Genomic DNA, 19,953 nt, shown 5'->3' with positions numbered 1-19,953 from the left:
GACGGCGATGACAGCCAGTCCGGCGGTGATGGCAATGACACGGTCAATGGCGGCGCGGGCAACGATCTGTTGCTGGGCGATGCGGGTGACGATCTGCTCAGCGGTCTCGACGGCGACGACACGCTGAACGGCGGCGACGGCATCGATACGGTCATCTTCGGCGAAGGCAGCGGCGAGGTGCCCGAGGGCGTCAGTGTTGACCTCGGGGCCGGTCTGGCGACGGATGCCGATGGCAATACCGATGTCCTGCAGGACGTGGAGAACGTCACGACGGGCGGCGGCAACGACGCGATAGCGGGCGACGATGCGGACAATGCGCTTTCCGCCGGACTCGGCGACGATACTCTGGATGGCGGTGCCGGTGCGGACACGCTGTCGGGTGGCGGTGACGGGGATGTGCTGGACGGCGGGGCGGGCGACGACTCCCTGGACGGCGGCGATGGCAACGACACGCTGACGGGCGGCGCGGGCACGGATACGCTGAACGGCGGGGCGGGCACGGACGCGCTCGATCTCTCCGGTGAGGCGGGTGGCGTCGAGGTCGATCTGGCCGCCGGCACGGCGACGGATTCGACCAGCACGACAGATCAGCTGATCGCGATCGAGAACATCACGGGCTCCGATTTTGCCGACACGCTGACCGGCGATGGCGGGGTCAACAGCATTTCCGCCGGAGGCGGCGACGATACTGTCGCTGGCGGGCTGGGTGCCGATTTCATCACGGGCGAGGCGGGTGCCGACCAGATTGACGGCGGCGCAGACAATGACGTCCTGTTCGGCGGCGCGGACAACGACAGCGTGTCGGGTGGCGCGGGCGATGATCTCGTCGGGGGCGATGCGGGCGACGATACGCTGGAAGGCGGCGACGGCGACGACAACATGATCGCTGGCGCGGGCGATGACGTGCTGGAAGGCGGCAACGGCAACGACACGCTGAACGGCGGCGAGGGTCAGGATACCGTGTCCTATGCCAACAGCGCCGGCGGCGTTTCGGCAAATCTGGAAAATGGCATCGGCTTCGATGACGGCAGCGGCGTCGATACGTTCGACGGTATCGAGCATCTGACGGGCTCTGCGTTCAGCGACGATCTGGCCGGCGACGGCAATGCGAACGCGATCGACGGCGGTGCCGGCGACGACAGTGTCGCCGGTGGCGCGGGCGCTGACACGCTGCTTGGCGCGGCCGGTGCAGACGATCTGTTCGGCGACTCAGGCGCGGATTCCGTCGAAGGCGGGGACGGGGACGACACGCTCTCCGGCGGCCTGGATGACGACATCCTGTCCGGCGGCGCGGGCGACGATCGGCTGGAAGGTGGCGATGGCGCCGATCTGCTGGACGGCGGCGACGGCATCGATACAGCGATCTTCGAGAACGACAATGACGAGGTGCCCAACGGCGTTCTGGCCGACCTCTCCACCGGGGTGGCGACGGATGCGTTCGGCGAACGCGACACGCTGAGCGGCATCGAGAACCTGATCGGCAATGACGGCGATGACACGCTGACCGGCGACGCGGGCGCGAACCTGCTGTCCGGCGGTCTGGGCAGTGATCAGCTGATCGCGGGCGATGGCGATGACACGCTGTCGGGCGGCGCGGACAATGATTTCCTGTCGGGACAGGCGGGCAGTGACAGTCTGGACGGTGGCGGCGGCAACGACACGCTGTCGGGCGGTCTGGGCGAAGACACGCTGAACGGCGGTGCGGGTACGGACGCGCTTGATCTCTCGAACGAAGCGGGTGGCGTCGAGGTCGATCTGGCCGCCGGCACGGCGACGGATTCGACCAGCACGACAGATCAGCTGATCGCGATCGAGAACATCACCGGTTCCGGCTTTGCCGACACGCTGACCGGCGACGGCAATGCCAACAGTGTTTCGGCCGGTGATGGCGATGATGTCGTGGCTGGTGGACTGGGTGCCGACTTCATCACGGGCGAGGCGGGTGCCGACCAGATTGACGGCGGCGCAGACAATGACGTCCTGTTCGGTGGTGCGGACAACGACAGCGTTTCGGGCGGCGCTGGCGATGATCTCGTCGGGGGCGATGCGGGCGACGATACGCTGACGGGCGGCGACGGCGACGATAACCTGATCGGCGGCGCGGGTGACGACATCCTGGAAGGCGATCTGGGCAACGACACGCTGAACGGCGGCGACGGGGCGGACACGGCCAGCTTCGAGGGTGACTCGGACGGGGTCGAGGTCGATCTGGCCGCGGGCGTCGCGACCGACAGCGGCAGCGGCTCTGACCAGCTGATCAGCATCGAGAACCTGATCGGGTCGGACTTCGGTGACACGCTGACCGGCGACGGCGGCGCCAACAGGATTTCCGGCGGCGACGGCGACGATGTGATCAACGGCGCGGCCGGCGATGACATCCTGCTGGGCGAAGGCGGCAACGACGATATCGTCGGCGGCGACGGCGCGGACAATATCGAAGGCGGCGCGGGCGACGACACGATCGACGGCGCGGCGGGCAACGACACGCTGGACGGCGGCGACGGCATCGATACGGCAGACTTCACCTATGGCGGGCTGCAGGCGGGCAGCGTCGATGTCGATCTGTCGAACAACACGGCGGTCGACGAATTCGGCAACACGGATACGTTGCTGAACATCGAGAACGTGATCGGTACGGCCAACAATGACTCCATCAAGGGCGATGATGGCGACAATCTGCTGGATGGCGGCGACGATCTGGACACCATCCGTGGCGGCGCGGGCAATGACACGCTGATCGGCGGACTGGGCTTCGACAATCTGTTCGGCGACGCCGGCAATGATTCGCTGGATGGCGGTGCCGATTCGGACCTGCTGAACGGCGGTGACGGAGACGACCTGCTGTTCGGCGGGGCCGGGGGCGACCAGCTTCAGATCGGTGCGGGCGCGGACAGCGCCAGCGGTGGCGACGGCAACGATACGGTGTCGGCGACGATCAACGATTTCGGCGGCAATGACACGCTGGATGGCGGCGCGGGGATCAACACCCTGTCGCTGCTGTCGGGCGGCACGCTGGCCGTTGCGGACACGGCCAATGCGACCAATTTCTCGGTGCTGCGCCTGGATTCCGACTCGGCGACGAGTATCGCACTGGGCGATGGCTTCACGGAATCCGAGACGATCCTGACGGTCGACGCCTCGGTGCTGGTGAACAATGCACTGGTCTTTGACGGCTCCCTGGAAACGGATGGATCCATCGTGGTCAACGCCGGTCTGGGCAATGACGTTCTGACCGGCGGCCAGTTCCGCGACACGCTGAACGGCTCTGGCGGCAATGACACGCTTTCGGGCGGCGGCGACGGTGACGAACTGAACGGCGGGTCGGGCAACGACCTGCTGCGGGGCGGCGCGGGCAACGACATCCTGAACGGCGGCCTGGGCAGCGACACCATCACCTATGACGACGCGCTGGCGGGCGTGCAGGTCAGCTTTGATGACGGGCAGGCGTCCGAGATCGGCGCGGCGGGCACCGGCACGGACAATTTCGCGGGCATCGAGGCGGCGATCGGTTCCGACTTTGCCGACCAGTTGCTGGCACAGGGCGGCGTTTCGCTGTTCGGCGGGCTGGGCGACGACACGGTCGCGGGCGGTGCGGGCGATGACCTGCTGGATGGTGGCGCGGGCAATGACAGCCTGTCGCTGAATCAGGGCAATGACACGGTGTCCGGCGGTGACGGTGACGATACGGTCAACGTCGGGCTGGGCGATCATCTGGCCGACGGCGGCGCGGGCAACGATACGTTCGACATTCAGGCCGACCGGCTGGATGCGAACGACAGTCTCGATGGCGGCGCGGGCGACGACATTCTGGGCATCGTCGGCGGCGATGCGATCTCCGCCGATCAGCTGGCGAATGTGACGGGTTTCGAACAGATCGTACTGCGGGACGATCAGGAGACCGACATTGAACTGCGCGACAACAGCGTCAACAACGCAGGCACGATCATCATCAATGCGACCGCGCTGGCTGCGGGAATCAGCGCGGTCCTGATCGATGCGGCCCTGAAGACGGACGCGTCGATCAACCTGCTGGGCAGTGCGGGCGACGATGTGGCCTTCGGCACCACCCTGGCGGATACGCTGCTCGGCAATGCCGGGCAGGATGCGCTGTTCGGCGGCGCGGGCGACGATTCGATCGACGGCGGTGCCGGCAACGATCTGATCGAAGGCGGCGCGGGCAGCGATCAGATCGAAGGCGGCGCGGGCGACGACCTGCTGCGTGGCGGGACCGGCGATGACGTCATCGACGGTGGCGCGGACGAGGATGTGGTCGAGTTCAGTTCATCCACCGCCGCCGTCAACGTGGATCTGGCGGCAGGCACGGCCACGGGCGAAGGCACGGACGTGCTGTCGAACATCGAATTTGTAATCGGTTCGACCTTCGACGATGTCATCGCACTTGCCGGGGACGCCGCAGAGGAAGGCGTCGCCGGTGGTGCGGGCAACGACACGCTGACCGGCGCGGGTGCCGATGACGGCCTGCTGGGCCAGCTGGGTGACGACAGCCTGACCGGCAACGGGGGCAACGATTTCCTGGACGGCGGCGGCGGCAACGATGTGATCTTCGGCGGCGATGGCCAGGACGAGATCACCGGCGGCGCGGGCAATGACCAGATCGATGCCGGTACGGGCGACGATACCCTGCTGGGCGACGATTTCGTGGACGGCGTGGAAGAGCTTGTGCTCGACGGTGATGGCGACGGCGCGGTCGTGAAGGACTTCCGGGGGCTGGACGGCACGGGCGACATGACGTTCGAGGCCTGGGTGGCACCGGCGGCCTCGGCCGACATGACGGTGATCGATCTCCGCGGCGAGAACGACGCCGGAGAGACCGGCTTCTTCTTCGGTTTCCTGGCCGACCCGCAGGGCGGTGTGCTGGCCCACGCGCGGCTGGCTTTCGAGGGCACGGTCATCAGCGTGACGGCCAATCCGATCGGCCTGTCGGGCAGCGCCCAGCACTTTGCGGTATCCGTCGATCGCGACGGACTGATGTCGATCCTGATCGACGGCACGGTCGCGAATTCCGTCAATGTGTCGGCGCTGAACGGTCAGAACGTCCTGAACGGCGATCCGCTGTTCCTCGGCCAGGCCAATGTGGACGATTCCTTCGGCGATCTGGACGGTACGCTGGACGAGACGCGGATCTGGTCCATCGCACGGACCGATGCCGAGATCGCGGACACGCGGAAAGACCTGCTGGTCGGCGACGAGGCCGGACTGGAGGCCTACTACCGGTTCGACACCGACCTCGGTTTCATCGTGGACGAGACCGGCAACCAGAACACCGGTGTCCTGCTGGGCAATCCGACGGTGCAGATCTCGACCGCCGACATCCAGAATGTGACGTCCGGGGATGACACGCTGTCGGGCGGCGCGGGGAACGACAATATCTTCGGCGGTGACGGCGACGATTCCCTCAGCGGCGGTGCCGGCACGGATGTGCTGAACGGTGGCGCGGGGCGGGATACGGCCAACTACATCGACGATGCCGCCGGCATCGACGTCAATCTGGAACTGAACCAGGCCACGGACGGCTTCGGCAGTCAGGATACCGTGGTCGGCATCGAGGATGTACAGGGTTCGACCTTCGGCGACATCATTCGCGGCGACGCGCTGGCCAACGAACTGTTCGGCGATGCGGGCAACGACCTGGTGTCGGGCAACGACGGCAACGACACGCTGTTCGGCGGCGCGGGCGATGACACCCTGGGCGAATCGGCCTTCGGCAACAATGGCGACGACCTCCTGAACGGCGGCGACGGCGACGATCTGATTTTCTCCGGTGAGGGGATCGACAGCATCTTCGGCGGGGCCGGCAACGATACGCTGGATTTCTCGCCGGGCCTGCAGCCGGCGGTGGTCGATCTGTTCACCGGCATCGTCGACAATGACGGCAGCGGCAATGCCGAGGTCGTGACGGGCATCGAGGCCGCCTCGGGCACCACCGGTGACGACACCATGACCTTCGGCATCGGCACCACACTGAGCGGCGGCGCGGGCGACGACCTGTTCATCGCCGTGGACGGCATCGGTCTCGACAACATCCTGACCGATTTCACTGCGGGTGCGGGCAGCCCCGACAGCATCGACCTTTCGGCATTCGGGTTTGCGGACTTCGCGGCGGTCGTGGGCGCCTCATCGGATGATGGCACCGACACGACGATCAACCTGGATGGCGACGACGCGATCATCCTGCAGAACGTGCTGGTCGGCGACCTGGCCGCCAGCGACTTCGGTTTCCAGGACAACGCGGTCATCGGCCTGAGCGAACTGGAGCCGGGTGACGGTCTTGTCATCGCCAGTTCGGTGGACAACAGCGGCTTCGGCGCGGACATCGCCGGGATCGGCGACGTCAACGGTGACGGCCTGGACGATATCCTGGTCGGTGTGCCCTATTCGGACGGCACGCGCGGCGAAGCCTTCACCTTCTTCGGCAGCGCGAATCCCGCTTTCGACAATACCGAGGCCAGCTTTGCGGGCGACGGCGACGGTTTCGCGGTCACCAACAGCAGCGGCTACACGGCTTCCTACATGGGGTCCAATGTCACATCGATCGGTGACATGAACGGCGACGGCTTCGCCGATTTCGCGATCTCCTCGCCCGACAGCCCGATCAGCCAGGGCTATCCCTACGGTGCCGGCGAGGTCGCGGTTGTCTTCGGGTCCGCGAACGGCCTGAATTCGGATATCGATCTCTCGTCGCTGGACGGGACCAACGGGTTCCGGATCGTTGGCGGCCTGTCAGACGTGAACGGACTCGGCGATGCGATCAGCGGCGGGGATCTGAACGGTGACGGTTTCGATGACCTGGTCGTCTCGAACCCCTATGCGGGCGGCGAGGGCAGCTACGGCGCCGGCGAGGTCTATGTGGTGTTCGGCAAGGCCGGCGGCTTTGCGGCCAGCAGCGAGATCGGCAGTCTCACCAACGGCACGGACGGCACGCGGATCAGCGGTTTCGAGACCGACGCCAATATTGGCCAGACGGTCGAGGTCGTCGGCGACTTCAACGGTGACGGCTTCGACGATCTGGCCATCAGCGACAGCGGCAGTGAAAGCGTGCATCTGCTGTTCGGCCGAGCCGCCTTCGGGGCGACGACCAACCTGAACACGGAACAGACCAACGGAACCGCCGCGAACTTCGCGGATTCGCAGCTGATCGGCGACAACTTCGGTGACGCGATCTCTGGCATCGGCGACATCAATGCGGACGGGTTCGACGATTTCGCGATCGGGGCTTCGGGCGTAGATGTTTCGGGTTCGGGCTCCGACGACGGTCGTGTCTATGTGGTCTTCGGCAATGGCAACGACGGCAACAACCAGGCGAGCCTGGCCGAGGCCGGTGTTGGGGAAGCGCTGATCATCGACGGGATCGATGCGGGCGATTATCTGGGCGAATCCATCGACAGCGGCGATTTCAACGGCGATGGCGTGTCCGATATCCTGATCGGTGCGGCGGGCGCCGACGCCGGCGAGAATTTCGACAACGGCGAAGCCTATGTGATCTTCGGGCCGGGCCAGGCGATCGGCGAGACGTCCTTCGACCTGTCGGCACTGGACGGCACCAACGGCGTCGTCATCGAGGGCGTCGGAACCGACAATGCCGCGTTCGGCGGCCAGGTCGCCTTCGTGGGCGACGTGAATGGCGACGGGTTCGAGGATATCGCCATCGGCAGCGACTATGACGCTGCCGGTGATGGCCTGTTCGAGATCACGGCCGTCGTCTTCGGCCGCGATCTGAGCGGGCAGGCGCAGGTCGGCGATGCGGGCGCCAACACTCTGGTCGGCACAGGCGGCAATGACGTCATCGTGGGTGCGCAGGGCGACGATACGCTCACCGGGCTTGCGGGCGACGATGTGCTGCGCGGCGCGCTGGGCAATGACAGTCTTGACGGCGGCGACGGCGACGACCTGCTGCAGGCGGGCGCGGGCAATGACACGCTGATCGGCGGCGCGGGCAATGATACGCTGGATCCGGGATCCAACGACGGCAGCGGCGACGTCATCCAGCCGGGTGCGGACAGCAATCTGATCACCTTCAACGATCCGGGCGTCGGCTTCTTCATCCTGAACTACACCGATCAGGGCACCGGCATCGACGCGTCGTTCGGCAACACGACCGGTACGGTGATCAAGGCCGGCGGCATCGATACCATCGAAGGCGTGAACACCGTCGACGGGATTGTCGGCGGGCTGATGCTGCTGGGCGGGTCGGGCGACGATACCGTCACGGCGGATCTGATCGACACCAACGAATTCTTCCAGTTCCGCGGTGGCGCGGGCAATGACGATTTCACCGGCGGCAACGGTTTCGACCGTCTGGACTATGTCGGCGCTTCCGGCGGTGTGACCGTGAACATCGGTACCGGCACGACGACCGATGACGGCGACGGCGGGGTCGATACCTTCGCGCAGGTCGATGAAGTCCGCGGCTCCGATTTCGCCGACAGCCTGCTGGGCTCGGCGGGTAATGACCGCTTCATCACCCGCGAGGGCGACGACACGGTCGATGGCGCGGGCGGGTTCGATCTTGTCCGCTATGACCGCGCGACGGTCGAGGTGGTCAATGTCGATCTGAGTGCGAATGTCGCCACGGTGACGCAGAACGGTTTCATCTTCACCGACACCTTGCTGAACGTGGAATCCATTCGCGGCAGCCGCGAGGGCAATGACACGCTGACCGGCGACGCGGTCGACAACAAGCTGGATGGCCGTGGCGGTGATGACACGATCGCCGGCGGCGGCGGTGCCGATACGCTGGTCGGGCGCGAAGGCAGCGATTCGCTGGACGGCGGCGACGGCAACGACGTGCTGGAAGGCGGCGACGGCAACGATGTCCTGAACGGCGGCGCCGACAATGACACGCTGATCGGCGGTGCGGGCGACGACACGCTGGATGCGGGCTCCAACGACGGCAGCGGCGATCTGATCCAGTCGGGCAGCGGCAACAACCTGATCACCTTCAGCGATCCGGGCACCGGCTTCTTCGTGCTGGATTACACGGATCAGTCCGTTGGCCTGAACGCATCGTTCGGCAACATCAGCGGTACGGTCACCAGGGTCGACGGGACGGACACGATCGAGGATGTGGATGCGATCGATGGCATCATCGGCGGCCTGATGCTGCTGGGCGGTGCCGGGAACGATACCGTCACGGCGGATCTGATCGACAACGACGAATTCTTCCAGTTCCGCGGCGGCGCGGGCAATGACGATTTCACCGGCGGCAACGGTTTCGACCGCCTGGACTATGTCGGCGCGGCCGCCGGCGTGACCGTGAACATCGGCACCGGCACGACGACCGACGACGGCGACGGCGGGGTCGATACCTTCGCGCAGGTCGATGAAGTCCGCGGTTCCGATTTCGCCGACAGCCTGCTGGGCTCGGCGGGCAATGACCGTTTCATCACCCGCGAGGGCAACGATACGGTCGATGGCGCAGACGGGTTCGACCTGGTCCGTTATGACCGCGCGACGGTCGAGGTGGTCAATGTCAACCTGGGCGCGAACGTGGCCACGGTGACGCAGAATGGTGTCATCTTCAGCGATACGCTTCTGAACATCGAAAGCGTACGCGGCAGCCGCAACGGCAACGACACGCTGATCGGCGACGCCGCCGACAATCAGCTGGATGGCCGTGGCGGCAATGATGGCATCTTCGGCGCGGGCGGCGCGGACACGCTGATCGGCCGGGAAGGCAGCGATTCGCTGGATGGCGGTGCGGGCAACGACGTGCTGGACGGCGGCGATGACGACGATCTGCTGACCGGCGGCGACGGCGACGACACGCAGACGGGCGGTGCCGGCAACGACACGTTTGTCGCGCAGGATGGACCCGGCGCCGACACGATCACCGACTTCGCGGCGGGCGCGGGTCTCGAAGACGTCATTGATCTGGCGAATGTCGCCCAGTTCGGCAACTTCGCGGACGTGCAGGCGGCGCTGGTCGACAACGGGGCCGACACCTTCATCGACTTTGGCAATGGTGCGGGCATCAACCTGATCGGCGTGAACATCAACGATCTGGTCGAGGATGATTTCGCCTTCACGCCGCCGAACGTCATCACCGGCACGCCAGGGGACGACACGCTGGACGGTACGGCGGGCATAGATCTGATCCAGGGTCTTGCCGGCAATGACCTGTTGGACGGGCTCGACGGCAACGACACCCTTGAAGGCGGTGCGGGCGCGGACACGCTGATCGGCGGGAACGGCAATGACTTCGCCGACTATTCGCAGGATGCGGCGGGTGTCACGGTCAATCTTGAGGTCTCGACGGCCATCGATGGTACGGGCGCGGTCGACCAGCTCAATTCCATCGAGGGTGCCCTGGGATCGGACAGCAACGACACGCTGCTGGGCGACGGGCAGGCGAACACGTTGAGCGGCGGTGCCGGCGACGACTTCATCCAGGGGCGCTTCGGCGCGGATCTGCTGATCGGCGGTGAGGGCCAGGATACGGCCAGCTTCGACGATGCGGGCGGTTCCGCCGGCGTCACGGTCGATCTGGAACTGGGCACGGCGCAGGACGCGCTGTTCAGCACCGACACGCTGATCGGGATCGAACATCTGATCGGGGCGACGAACCACGGCGATATCCTGCGCGGCGACGCCAATGCGAACAGCCTTTCGGGGCTCGCCCTCGACGATTCGCTCGAAGGCCGCGACGGCGACGACACGCTGCTGGGCGGATCCGGGGATGACACGCTGTTCGGCGGCAACGGCATCGATCTGCTGGTCGGCGGCACCGGCAATGACCTGATGACCGGCGGCGGCGACGACAACAGTTTCGTCATCTCCGACGGCGACGGCAGCGACATCATCACCGACTTCACGGCAGGCAGCGGCATCGCCGACGTCATCGACGTTCAGGGCGTGGCCGAGCTGGAGGACCTGGCGGCCGTGCAGGCGCGCGCGGCGGACGACGGCACGGATACCACCATCACCCTCGACAATGGCGACACGCTGGTGCTGCAGGGCGTTCTGGTCGCCGAACTGGTCGATGACGACTTCACCTTCGCGCCGGTCACGACGATCACCGGCAGCGCGGCCGACGAGACACTGACCGGCGACGCGAACCGCAACGTGATCCAGGCCTTGGCCGGCAATGATTCGCTGGAAGGCCTTGGGGGCAGCGACACGCTGGAAGGCGGCGACGGCGACGACACCCTGGTCGGCGGTGCCGGCAACGACTGCCTGAACGGCGGGAACGGCATCGATGTCGCCGACTTCTCGAATGAAGGTGCAGCGATCTCGATGAACCTCGGGACCGCGGTCGGGGTCGACGGGACGGGCGGCAACGATACGCTGATCGGTATCGAGAACCTGGTCGGCTCGGATTTCGACGATACGATTTCGGGCAACTTCCGCGACAACGTCCTGACGGGCGGTCTGGGCAACGATGTGATCGACGGCTCGACCGGTCTGGACACGATCTTCGGCGGGGCGGGCAATGACAGCATCACCGACAACGGCGGTGCGTTCAGCCAGATCTTCGGCGGGGACGGCAACGATTCGGTGGTCAGCGGCTTCGTGACCGATACCGTTTTCGGCGGCGCAGGCGATGACTTCCTGAATTCGAGCGGCACGGTCAATGGCGATGACGGCAACGACACGCTGGATGGCGGTGGCAATCCCGACACGCTGTTTGGTGGCGCAGGCGCCGACAGCCTGATCGGCAACAATGGCGATGATTCCATGGACGGCGGTGCCGATGACGATGTCCTGGAAGCGGGCGGCGGCAACGACACGCTGATCGGCGGAGATGGCAACGACACGCTGGACGGCAGTTTCGGCGACGACAGCCTGAGCGGCGGTCTGGGCGATGACAGCTTCAGCCTGTCACAGGGCAGCGACACGATTGATGGCAATGGTGGCGCGGATATCGTCGATGCCTCGACCGGCGCTCTGTCGGTGAATTTCGACGCAGCGAACGCGACCAATGTTTCAGTCGAATTCGGTGCCGGAACCGTTACCCAGTCGTGGTCGAATATCGGTACGGTGATCGCGACCGCAGGGGACGACACCCTGCTTGGCAGCGGTGTGTCGCAGAACTTCGACGGCGGCGCGGGCAATGATCTGATCGTCGGCGGTTCGAACAACCTGAATACGCTGACCGGCGGCGATGGCGACGATACCATCGATCCGAACGGCAGCGGCAACTTCGATCAGATGTTCGGCGGGGCAGGCACCGATCTGCTGCGCGTCGATTTCGGCGAGCCGAACGGTCTCGGCAATCCCACGTTCAACTTCGACGTCTCGATGATCGGATCCACCACGGACATCACAGCGGCGACAGGTTTCGCCGGTACGGCCAACGACAAGACGTTCTCCGGCTTCGAACAGGCCGACATCACGGGCGGCAACGGTGACGACATCTTCGCGGGCGGTGCCCTGGATGACACGTTGAACGGCGGCGCCGGCAACGACACGCTGAACGCGGGTTCGGCGGGCAACGATCTGATCGACGGCGGTGCCGGTGACGATTCGATCACCGCGCTCGACGGCGACGACGTTCTCAGTGGCGGCAGTGGCACCGACACGGTTTTCGGCGGCAACGGTGACGATACGCTGGAAGGTGGCGCGGGTTCCGATCTGCTGAATGGCGGCGCGTCCGCCGGTGCCGGCGACTTCGTGACCTACGAGAACGAAACAGCGGGCGTTGTGGTCGATCTGGGCGCCGATGTCGGGACCGACGGCGGGGGTGCCAACGATACACTGACCAGCATCGAGAATGTCATCGGGTCAGGGTTCGGTGATGACATCACCGCGCAGATCGGAGAAGGCAACCAGCTGTTCGGCGGTGGCGGTGACGACACCTTGAACGGCGTATCCGGCGCACAGACGCTGGACGGCGGCGACGGTGACGACCTGATCCAGGGCGGCTTCGGCGCGGATTCGCTCGTCGGCGGTGCAGGCCAGGATACGGCCAGCTACGACGACGGCGGCTCCGCTGGTGCCAACGTCGATCTGAATGCCGGCACGGCGACGGACGGTCTGTTCAGCACCGATACGCTTGTCGGAATCGAGCATCTGATCGGTGATGCCTTCTTCGCCGATACGCTTTCAGGCGACGTCAATGCGAACAATTTCCTTGGCCAGGGCGGCAATGACAGCCTGGTCGGCCTCGGCGGCGCGGACAGCCTGTTCGGCGGTACCGGGGACGATATTCTCGACGGTGGCGCCGGCGATGACAGCCTCGACGGTGGCGATGGCATCGACAATATCGACGGCGGCATCGGCGCAGACTCACTGTTCGGCGGTGCCGGCAATGACCTGCAGCAAGCCGCGGCGGGCGACGATGTCATGTTTGGCGGGACCGGTAACGACAGTCTCGACGGCGGGAATGACAGCGACACGTTGACCGGCGATGCGGGCACAGACACGCTGAACGGCGGTGCAGGCCTGGATACAGTCGATTACTCGGCTGAGGCTGGCGGTTTCGGTGTGTTCGTCAACGTCGAGGGCGGTTCGGTCTTCGACAGCTTCGGCGACGAGGACACATTGATCGACATCGAAGCCATCGTCGGCACGGATCAGGCCGACAACATCTCCTTCACGTCGGGCAACGAGACCATCGACGGCGGCGGCGGCAACGACGTGATCGAAGGCAAGGCAGGTGCGGACAATCTCACCGGCGGTGCCGACAATGACACGTTCTTCTATGGACTGACGGCTCACCTGCAGTCGGTCGGCGAAGGCCAGACCGTGTCCGGTGCCGGCGTGGCTGTCGACCTTATCAATGACTTCAACAGCGCGGACGACAGGTTCGAGTTCGACTCGCAGCTGGGTGATTTCTCGGAGATCGACGGCGAGACCGTGGTCTTCCAGACCATCGGTGTCGACTATGACGGCACCAACTCCGGGCTGGGTTCGGGATCGGCCTACATCTTCGACGGCAATCATCTGATCTTCGATCAGGATGTGACCGGCGGCGGGTATGAGGTTATCGCCAATACCAATGGCGGTACCGTGGTTGAGGCGGATATCACCTTCACCGCACCGGCGTGACGGCTTGAAAAAGACTTCGCTCAGATCGCTGATTGGACCGATCTGGCCCGCCACAGGCGAACTGCTGGTCCTCAGCCTGTTCATCAACCTGATGGCGCTGGCCGTACCGGTCTTCGTGCTGCAGGTCTACGACCGCGTCGTCGCCAAGGCCGGTCTGACCACGCTGCAGGGTCTCGCCATCGGCGTCGCCGTGGTGATCGTCTTCGATTTCCTGCTGCGCCAGACCCGCAGCCGCGTGGTGCAGCGGGCGTCGCTCCGCTTCGACCTGCATTTCGGGAAGCGGCTGTTCGAGAAGCTGAACCGCCTGCCCCTGCGCGTGCTGGAATCCCGCCCGGCAGCGTACTGGCAGGGGCTGTTCCGCGATTCCGACACGGTGCGCAATGCCGTCGCCGGCCCGCCGGTGATCATGCTGGTCGACCTGCCGTTCGCGGTGCTGTTTCTGGGCATCATCTACATCATCGCCGAACCGCTGGTCTGGGTGATCCTCTGCGCGGCGGGCATCTTCGTGCTGTTCGCGCTGCTGTCGGGCCTTTCGATCGGATCGGTCGCACGCAAGGAGCGCGACAACACGATCAACCGGGACGGCTTTCTGGCCGACATCGTTGCCAACCGCACCACCATCAAGGCGCTGTCGCTGGAACGCGCGGTCACGCCGATGTGGGAAGGCCGCCAGGTCGATGCGATCGAAGGGTCGATGGACCGGGGCCGGGTGACCGATACCTTCGGCAACATCGGCGTCAGCCTGACGGTTTCGACGACCATCGCCATCACCACCGTCGGCGCGCTGGCGATCATCGATCAACAGATCTCGATCGGTTCGCTGGTGGCGACCAACATGCTGGCGTCCCGCATCGTGGGCCCGTTCGCGCAACTGGTCAGCCAGTGGCGCAACATGGTCATGGCGCGCCAGTCGGGCAAGCGGCTGGTCGAGGTCCTGGCGATGGCCGACGACCATCGGGAGGTCTCGATCGAGCTGCCGCGTCCCGAAGGGGCCGTGACGGTCGAGAATGTGACCTTCGCCTTCGACCCGAACGCCGAACCGGTGCTGAAGGACATCCGCATCCGCATTCCGGCGCGGGGCGTTCACGCCATCGTCGGTCCCAACGGGTCCGGCAAGACCACGCTGCTGAAACTGATCCAGGGCCTGTATGCGCCGCAGAAGGGCCGGATGCTGCTCGACGGGGCGGACATCAGCCAGTTCACGGTCACGCAGATGGCGAACTGGATCGGCTATGTCCCGCAGGAGAACGTGCTGCTGGCCGGCACCATCCGGGAAAACCTGGCGCGCGGCCGCGATGATGTGGACGATGACGACATCCTGCAGGCCGCGAAGTCCGTCGGCGCGCATGATTTCATCGTCGATCTGCCGGACGGATACGGCACCGTCGTGGGCGAGGGCGGGCGCACCCTGTCGGGCGGCCAGCGCCAGCGGCTGGCGATCGCGCGGGCGCTGATCGGCGATCCGGCGGTGCTGCTGATGGACGAACCGTCGGCCAGTCTGGACCGGGCGGCCGAGGAGCAGCTGCGGGATCAGTTGCGCACCCTGGCAGAGCGGCGCACCGTGCTGATCGTGTCGCACAGCGCCACCCTGCTGGCGGTCTGCACCAACATCGTCGTGATGGACAAGGGTGTGGTGGTGCGCGGCGGTCCGGCAAAGGATATACTGCCGACGCTGTTCCGCCGCCCGGCCCCTCCCGCGGCCCCGGCGCCGGCGCAGCCGCCCGCAGAGAACCATTCGGAAAACCAGGCATGACCGCGCCATGACCAGCGATGAACGCATCAGGAAGCTGGACCGGAAATCGAAAGCCCGCGGCTGGCGGTTCTTCGCGCTGATCATCGTCCTGTTTGTGACCGGTTTCGCGGTCTGGGCCTCGACCGCACACCTTGATGAGGTCGCGGTCGCCCCCGGCGAGGTCAAGCCCCAGGGCAAGATCAAGAAGATCCAGCATCTGGAAGGCGGCATCGTCGAGGAAATCCTGGTACGCGAAGGCGATGTGGTGGAAGAGGGTCAGCCGCTGATGCAGATCGACCTGGCCCCGTCCCAGGCGAACCGCGAGGAGCTGTTCTATCGCGTGGACGGCCTGCAGCTGACGGCCGCGCGGCATCGCGCGCTGGCCACCGGCGAGCCCCTGAGCTTTCCGGAAGACGTCGCGGAACGGCATCCCGATCTGGTCCGCAACGAGACGGAAGCCTACGAGCGGCGCTCGCAACAGTTCGAGTCCCAGTTGAGCGTGCTGCGCAGCCAGTTGCGGCAGCGGCAGGCGGAACTGGCCGAACTGCAGGCGAAGCGGCGTGCGCTGGACGGCAATCTGGCGGTCACGCGCGAGAAGCTGAAGATCTCGGCGGGCCTGCTGGAACGGAAGCTGACACCGCGCACCGAGCATCTGGAACTGGAATCCGAAGTCCAGGACCTGCAAGGCAAGCTGAACACGACGATCAAGTCGATCCCCCGCGTGAATGCGTCGATCGCCGAAGCGCGCGAGCGGATCAAGGAGGAAGGGCTGCGTGTCCGCTCCGAGGCTTCCGAGGCGCTGGCCAAGAACGAACAGGAACTGGGGCGGCTGAACGAACTGCTCAGCCAGGCCGACGACCAGCAGCTGCGCGCGACCATCCGCAGCCCCATCGACGGCGTGGTCAAGAATCTGGTGCAGAACACCATCGGCGGCGTCGTCCGCTCCGGCGAGGCCATCATGGAAATCGTGCCGGTCGATGAAACGCTGGTGGTGCAGGCCCGCCTGAGCCCCGTGGATCGCGGCTATGTCGAGGTCGGGCAGAAGGCGCAGGTCAAGGTGACGGCCTATGACTTCTTCCAGTTCGGGGCCCTGGACGGCCGCGTCGTGCGAATCGGTGCCGACGCCAACCGCCTGCCCGACGGCGAACCCTATTTCGACGTCGTGGTCGAGACCTCATCCAGCTTCACCGACAAGTCCGGCGCGGTGATGCCGATCACGCCGGGCATGCAGGCCTCCGTCGATATCCACACCGGCGACCGCTCCGTGCTGACCTATCTGCTGAAACCCTTCCTGCGCCTGAAACAGGAAGGCTTCCGCGAGCGGTAGAGCCGTCCCGTCTTCGACCGAGACGCCGACCGCGGTCCATGGTCGGCTGTTTGCGGACCGGCAATGGAACTCATACGGTCATCCCCGCCTTGTGCGGGGATCCGGTTGGTGCATCAAATCAGACACCTGAACCTGCGCTGAAACGCCCTACCGGATCCCCGCGCGGGGGCGGGGATGACGGCCTGCGGCTGGCCTCTGCGCCCGGACAGTCCTGACCGGACATCCGTGGCGCGGCGGCGGTATGTCTGCAGTCGTCTCAATGAAATGCGGAAACGCGACGGGCGGCATGCTTGCGTTCGCCATCGGGTCGGGAGGAAGAGTGATGCCAATGCGTGTTCCCTTCTTCCCGCCACGGACATTCAGTCGTCCATCATTCCCGAACCGGCAATGCAAACTCATACTGTCATCCCCGCCCTGCGCGGGGATCTGGTTGGTGAATCAAAATCAAACACCTGAACCTGCGCTGAAACGCCCGACCGGATCCCCGCGCGGGGGCGGGGATGACGGCCTGCGGCGGGCCTCTGCGCCCGGACAGTTCTGACCGGACACCCGTGGCGCGGCGGATCAGCCGTCCAGGGCGCAGCCTTCGACGGTGATCCGGTGCATGGTGCGGCGCTTGCCCGCGTAGTCGTTCAGCGCGTAGTGCCAGGTGCAGCGGTTGTCCCAGAAGGCGACCGAGCCGTTCTCCCACTTGAACCGGTAGGTGAATTCGGGCCGTGCGGCGTGCTGGTACAGGTACTGCAGCAGCGGCGCGCTCTCCTCCTCGGTCCAGCCGTCAAACCGGATCGTGAAGGCCCGGTTCACATACAGCGCCTTCCGGCCGCTGATCGGGTGCCGGACGATCACCGGGTGGACGGCGTCCTGCGTGGCCAGTTCCGGGTTGCCGATCCGGTCGGTCGTGTCCATGGCGGTGCGGTAGGCGGAGTCGGCACCGAAGGCACGGCGGCTGGAATGCACGGCGTGAAGCCCCTCCAGCGTGGCTTTCAGCCCATCCGACAGCGCATCGTAGGCGGCATACATGTTGGCGAACAGCGTATCGCCGCCGCTCTCCGGCACCTCGCGGGCCACCAGGATCGATCCCAGCGCGGGCTCGGTGTCATAGGAATGGTCGGTATGCCAGCCCCCGCCGATGTTGGATTTCTGGTCCGGCTCCTTGGAGACCATGGCGATCTGCGGATACTTGTCGTTCTGCTTGAAGAAGCGGTTCACGTTGATCTCGCCGAACTGCTCGGCGAAGGCGATGTGATCTTCCTCGGACAAGGCCTGGTCGCGGAAGAACAGCACGCCGTGATCGCCCAGCGCCTGTTTCAGGACACCGGCGACGTTGCCGTTCACCCCGGTCCTGAGATCGATGTCGCCGACGAAGGCGCCGACACCGCCCGGCGCGGGATTGATCTGGACCATGGTGTTTTCCTCCCCAGGGAATTTCTAATGCAAGCGCATTATATCACATCGGATACGGGGGAGACAATGTGCCGTGTGCGGCGGGCACGGTACGGCTGAGCGGGGCTCCGGCTGCGCAAGCGCCCGCCGCCGCTCGGGCATGGGCCTCGTTTCACGGGGTGGATCGTACGGAAAGGGAGTGGTGCCGACGGAGGGACTCGAACCCCCAACCACCCGCTTACAAGGCGGGTGCTCTACCAATTGAGCCACGTCGGCGCGCTGGACACCGGTTACCCGATATCGGCGGATTTGTCACGCCTGCGGACTGAAAAGCCGGTACATCGCGATGGCGGCGGCGTTGGACACGTTCAGGCTCTCCACCGCGCCGGACATCGGGATCGAAACCAGCAGGTCGCAGTTCTCGGCGGTCAGGCGGCGCAGGCCCTTGCCTTCGGACCCGAGCACCAGGGCCACGCGCTCGAAATCGACCGCGGCCTCGACCGGCTTGTCGCTGTTGCCGTCCAGCCCGATCCGCCAGTAGCCCCATTCCTTCAGCATGGCCAGGGTGCGCGACAGATTGGTCGGGCGCAGATAGGGCACGGTCTCCAGCGCGCCGGACGCCGCCTTGGCCAGCGAACCTGTCACCGGCGCGGCGTTGCGTTCGGGGGCGATGACCGCCCGCGCACCGAAGGCGGCAGCGGTCCGCATGATGGCCCCGGCATTGTGCGGGTCGCTGACCTGATCCAGCAGCACGACGACCGAGCGCCCTTCCGGCTTCAGCAGGGCCTCGACCGGCGGCGGGGTCAGTGTCGCCGCGTAGGCGGCGATGCCGCCGTGGGTCGTGCCCGAGGCATCGTAGCGCGACAGCATGTGATCCATGTCGGGGCGCGTCAGCTTCTCCAGCAGGGCGTGATCCCTGATCCCGGCCTGCTCGGCCATCTGTTCGGTCGCGACCAGCCGCTGGATGTCGCGGCCCTTGTTGGCCAGCGCCGCCATCACCGCATGCTTGCCGAAGATCCAGTGCTGGGCTTCCTGGGCTCCGCCGCCGCGCTGATTCGAACGGACCTGAACGGCGACCGGGCGGCGCGACGGACCGGAGCGATCCTTGCTGTCGCGAGGGCCGGGCTCGCGGCCTTCCGTCTTGCGGAAATGGCTGCGGCCTTCGCGCCGGTCGCGGCTGCCACCACGCGCGTCACGGTCGTCGCGACCGCCGCCGTGATCACCGTGCCGGTTGTCGTCCCGCCGCGGCCCGCGGTCGTCGCGGGCACCGCGTGGCCTGTCCGCACCGTCGCGGCGCGGGCCGCGGTCGTCGCGATCCTGTCGGGGCGCACGGTCATCCGGGTCCTTGAAGTCGCGCCGGGGCGGCCTGTCGCCACCGTCCGCACGCTGCGGCCTGTCGCCGCCGTCGCGCCGGGGTCCGCGATCGCCGCGCGGGCGATCATCGCGGCTGCCGCCGTCGCGTCCGCGATAGCCGCCGCCGCTGCTGCCCTGACGGTCATCGCGG

At 66.0% G+C, this 19,953-nt stretch carries 5 protein-coding genes and 1 tRNA gene; 3 read left to right on the top strand and 3 right to left on the bottom strand.

Translation table 11 applies throughout. The annotated features are described in order from the left end of the window. From ACN0X7_RS19945 to ACN0X7_RS19935, 3 genes are all read left to right on the top strand, one after another. A partial coding sequence (locus ACN0X7_RS19945; RefSeq protein ID WP_417520223.1) for a hypothetical protein occupies positions 1-14,007 on the top strand: 14,007 nt, incomplete at its 5' end. A 4-nt stretch (positions 14,008-14,011) separates the two neighbouring features. Beyond that, entirely contained in the window at positions 14,012-15,760 is a 1,749-nt protein-coding gene (locus tag ACN0X7_RS19940) for a peptidase domain-containing ABC transporter (protein ID WP_417520222.1), read from the top strand. A gap of 7 nt (positions 15,761-15,767) precedes the next feature. Beyond that, complete coding sequence (locus ACN0X7_RS19935; RefSeq protein WP_417520221.1) at positions 15,768-17,066, top strand: HlyD family type I secretion periplasmic adaptor subunit; 1,299 nt, start codon at positions 15,768-15,770, stop codon at positions 17,064-17,066. Between the two features lie 564 nt (positions 17,067-17,630). On the opposite strand, the gene ACN0X7_RS19930 is transcribed toward ACN0X7_RS19935, so the two are convergent. The 3 genes from ACN0X7_RS19930 to rlmB all read right to left on the bottom strand — a co-directional run. Beyond that, positions 17,631-18,470, bottom strand: coding sequence for a TauD/TfdA dioxygenase family protein (locus tag ACN0X7_RS19930; protein ID WP_417520220.1), 840 nt, complete (start codon positions 18,468-18,470; stop codon positions 17,631-17,633). A gap of 179 nt (positions 18,471-18,649) precedes the next feature. Beyond that, a tRNA-Thr gene (locus ACN0X7_RS19925) sits at positions 18,650-18,725 on the bottom strand. Between the two features lie 36 nt (positions 18,726-18,761). Then, on the bottom strand, positions 18,762-19,953 hold a 1,192-nt coding region (rlmB, locus tag ACN0X7_RS19920), incomplete at its 5' end, for a 23S rRNA (guanosine(2251)-2'-O)-methyltransferase RlmB (RefSeq protein ID WP_417520219.1).

Origin of the sequence: Minwuia sp. (assembly GCF_048263705.1) — a bacterium.
Lineage (GTDB): Bacteria > Pseudomonadota > Alphaproteobacteria > Minwuiales > Minwuiaceae > Minwuia.
Note: the sequence above shows the minus strand (reverse complement) of the source record. Positions and strands in the feature narration are given on the sequence as shown.

Bases quoted from the DNA above. Each gene is read 5' to 3' on its own strand.
- ACN0X7_RS19935 (WP_417520221.1), top strand. From the start codon at position 15,768: ATGACCAGCGATGAACGCATCAGGAAGCTGGACCGGAAATCGAAAGCC.
- ACN0X7_RS19930 (WP_417520220.1), bottom strand. From the start codon at position 18,470: ATGGTCCAGATCAATCCCGCGCCGGGCGGTGTCGGCGCCTTCGTCGGC.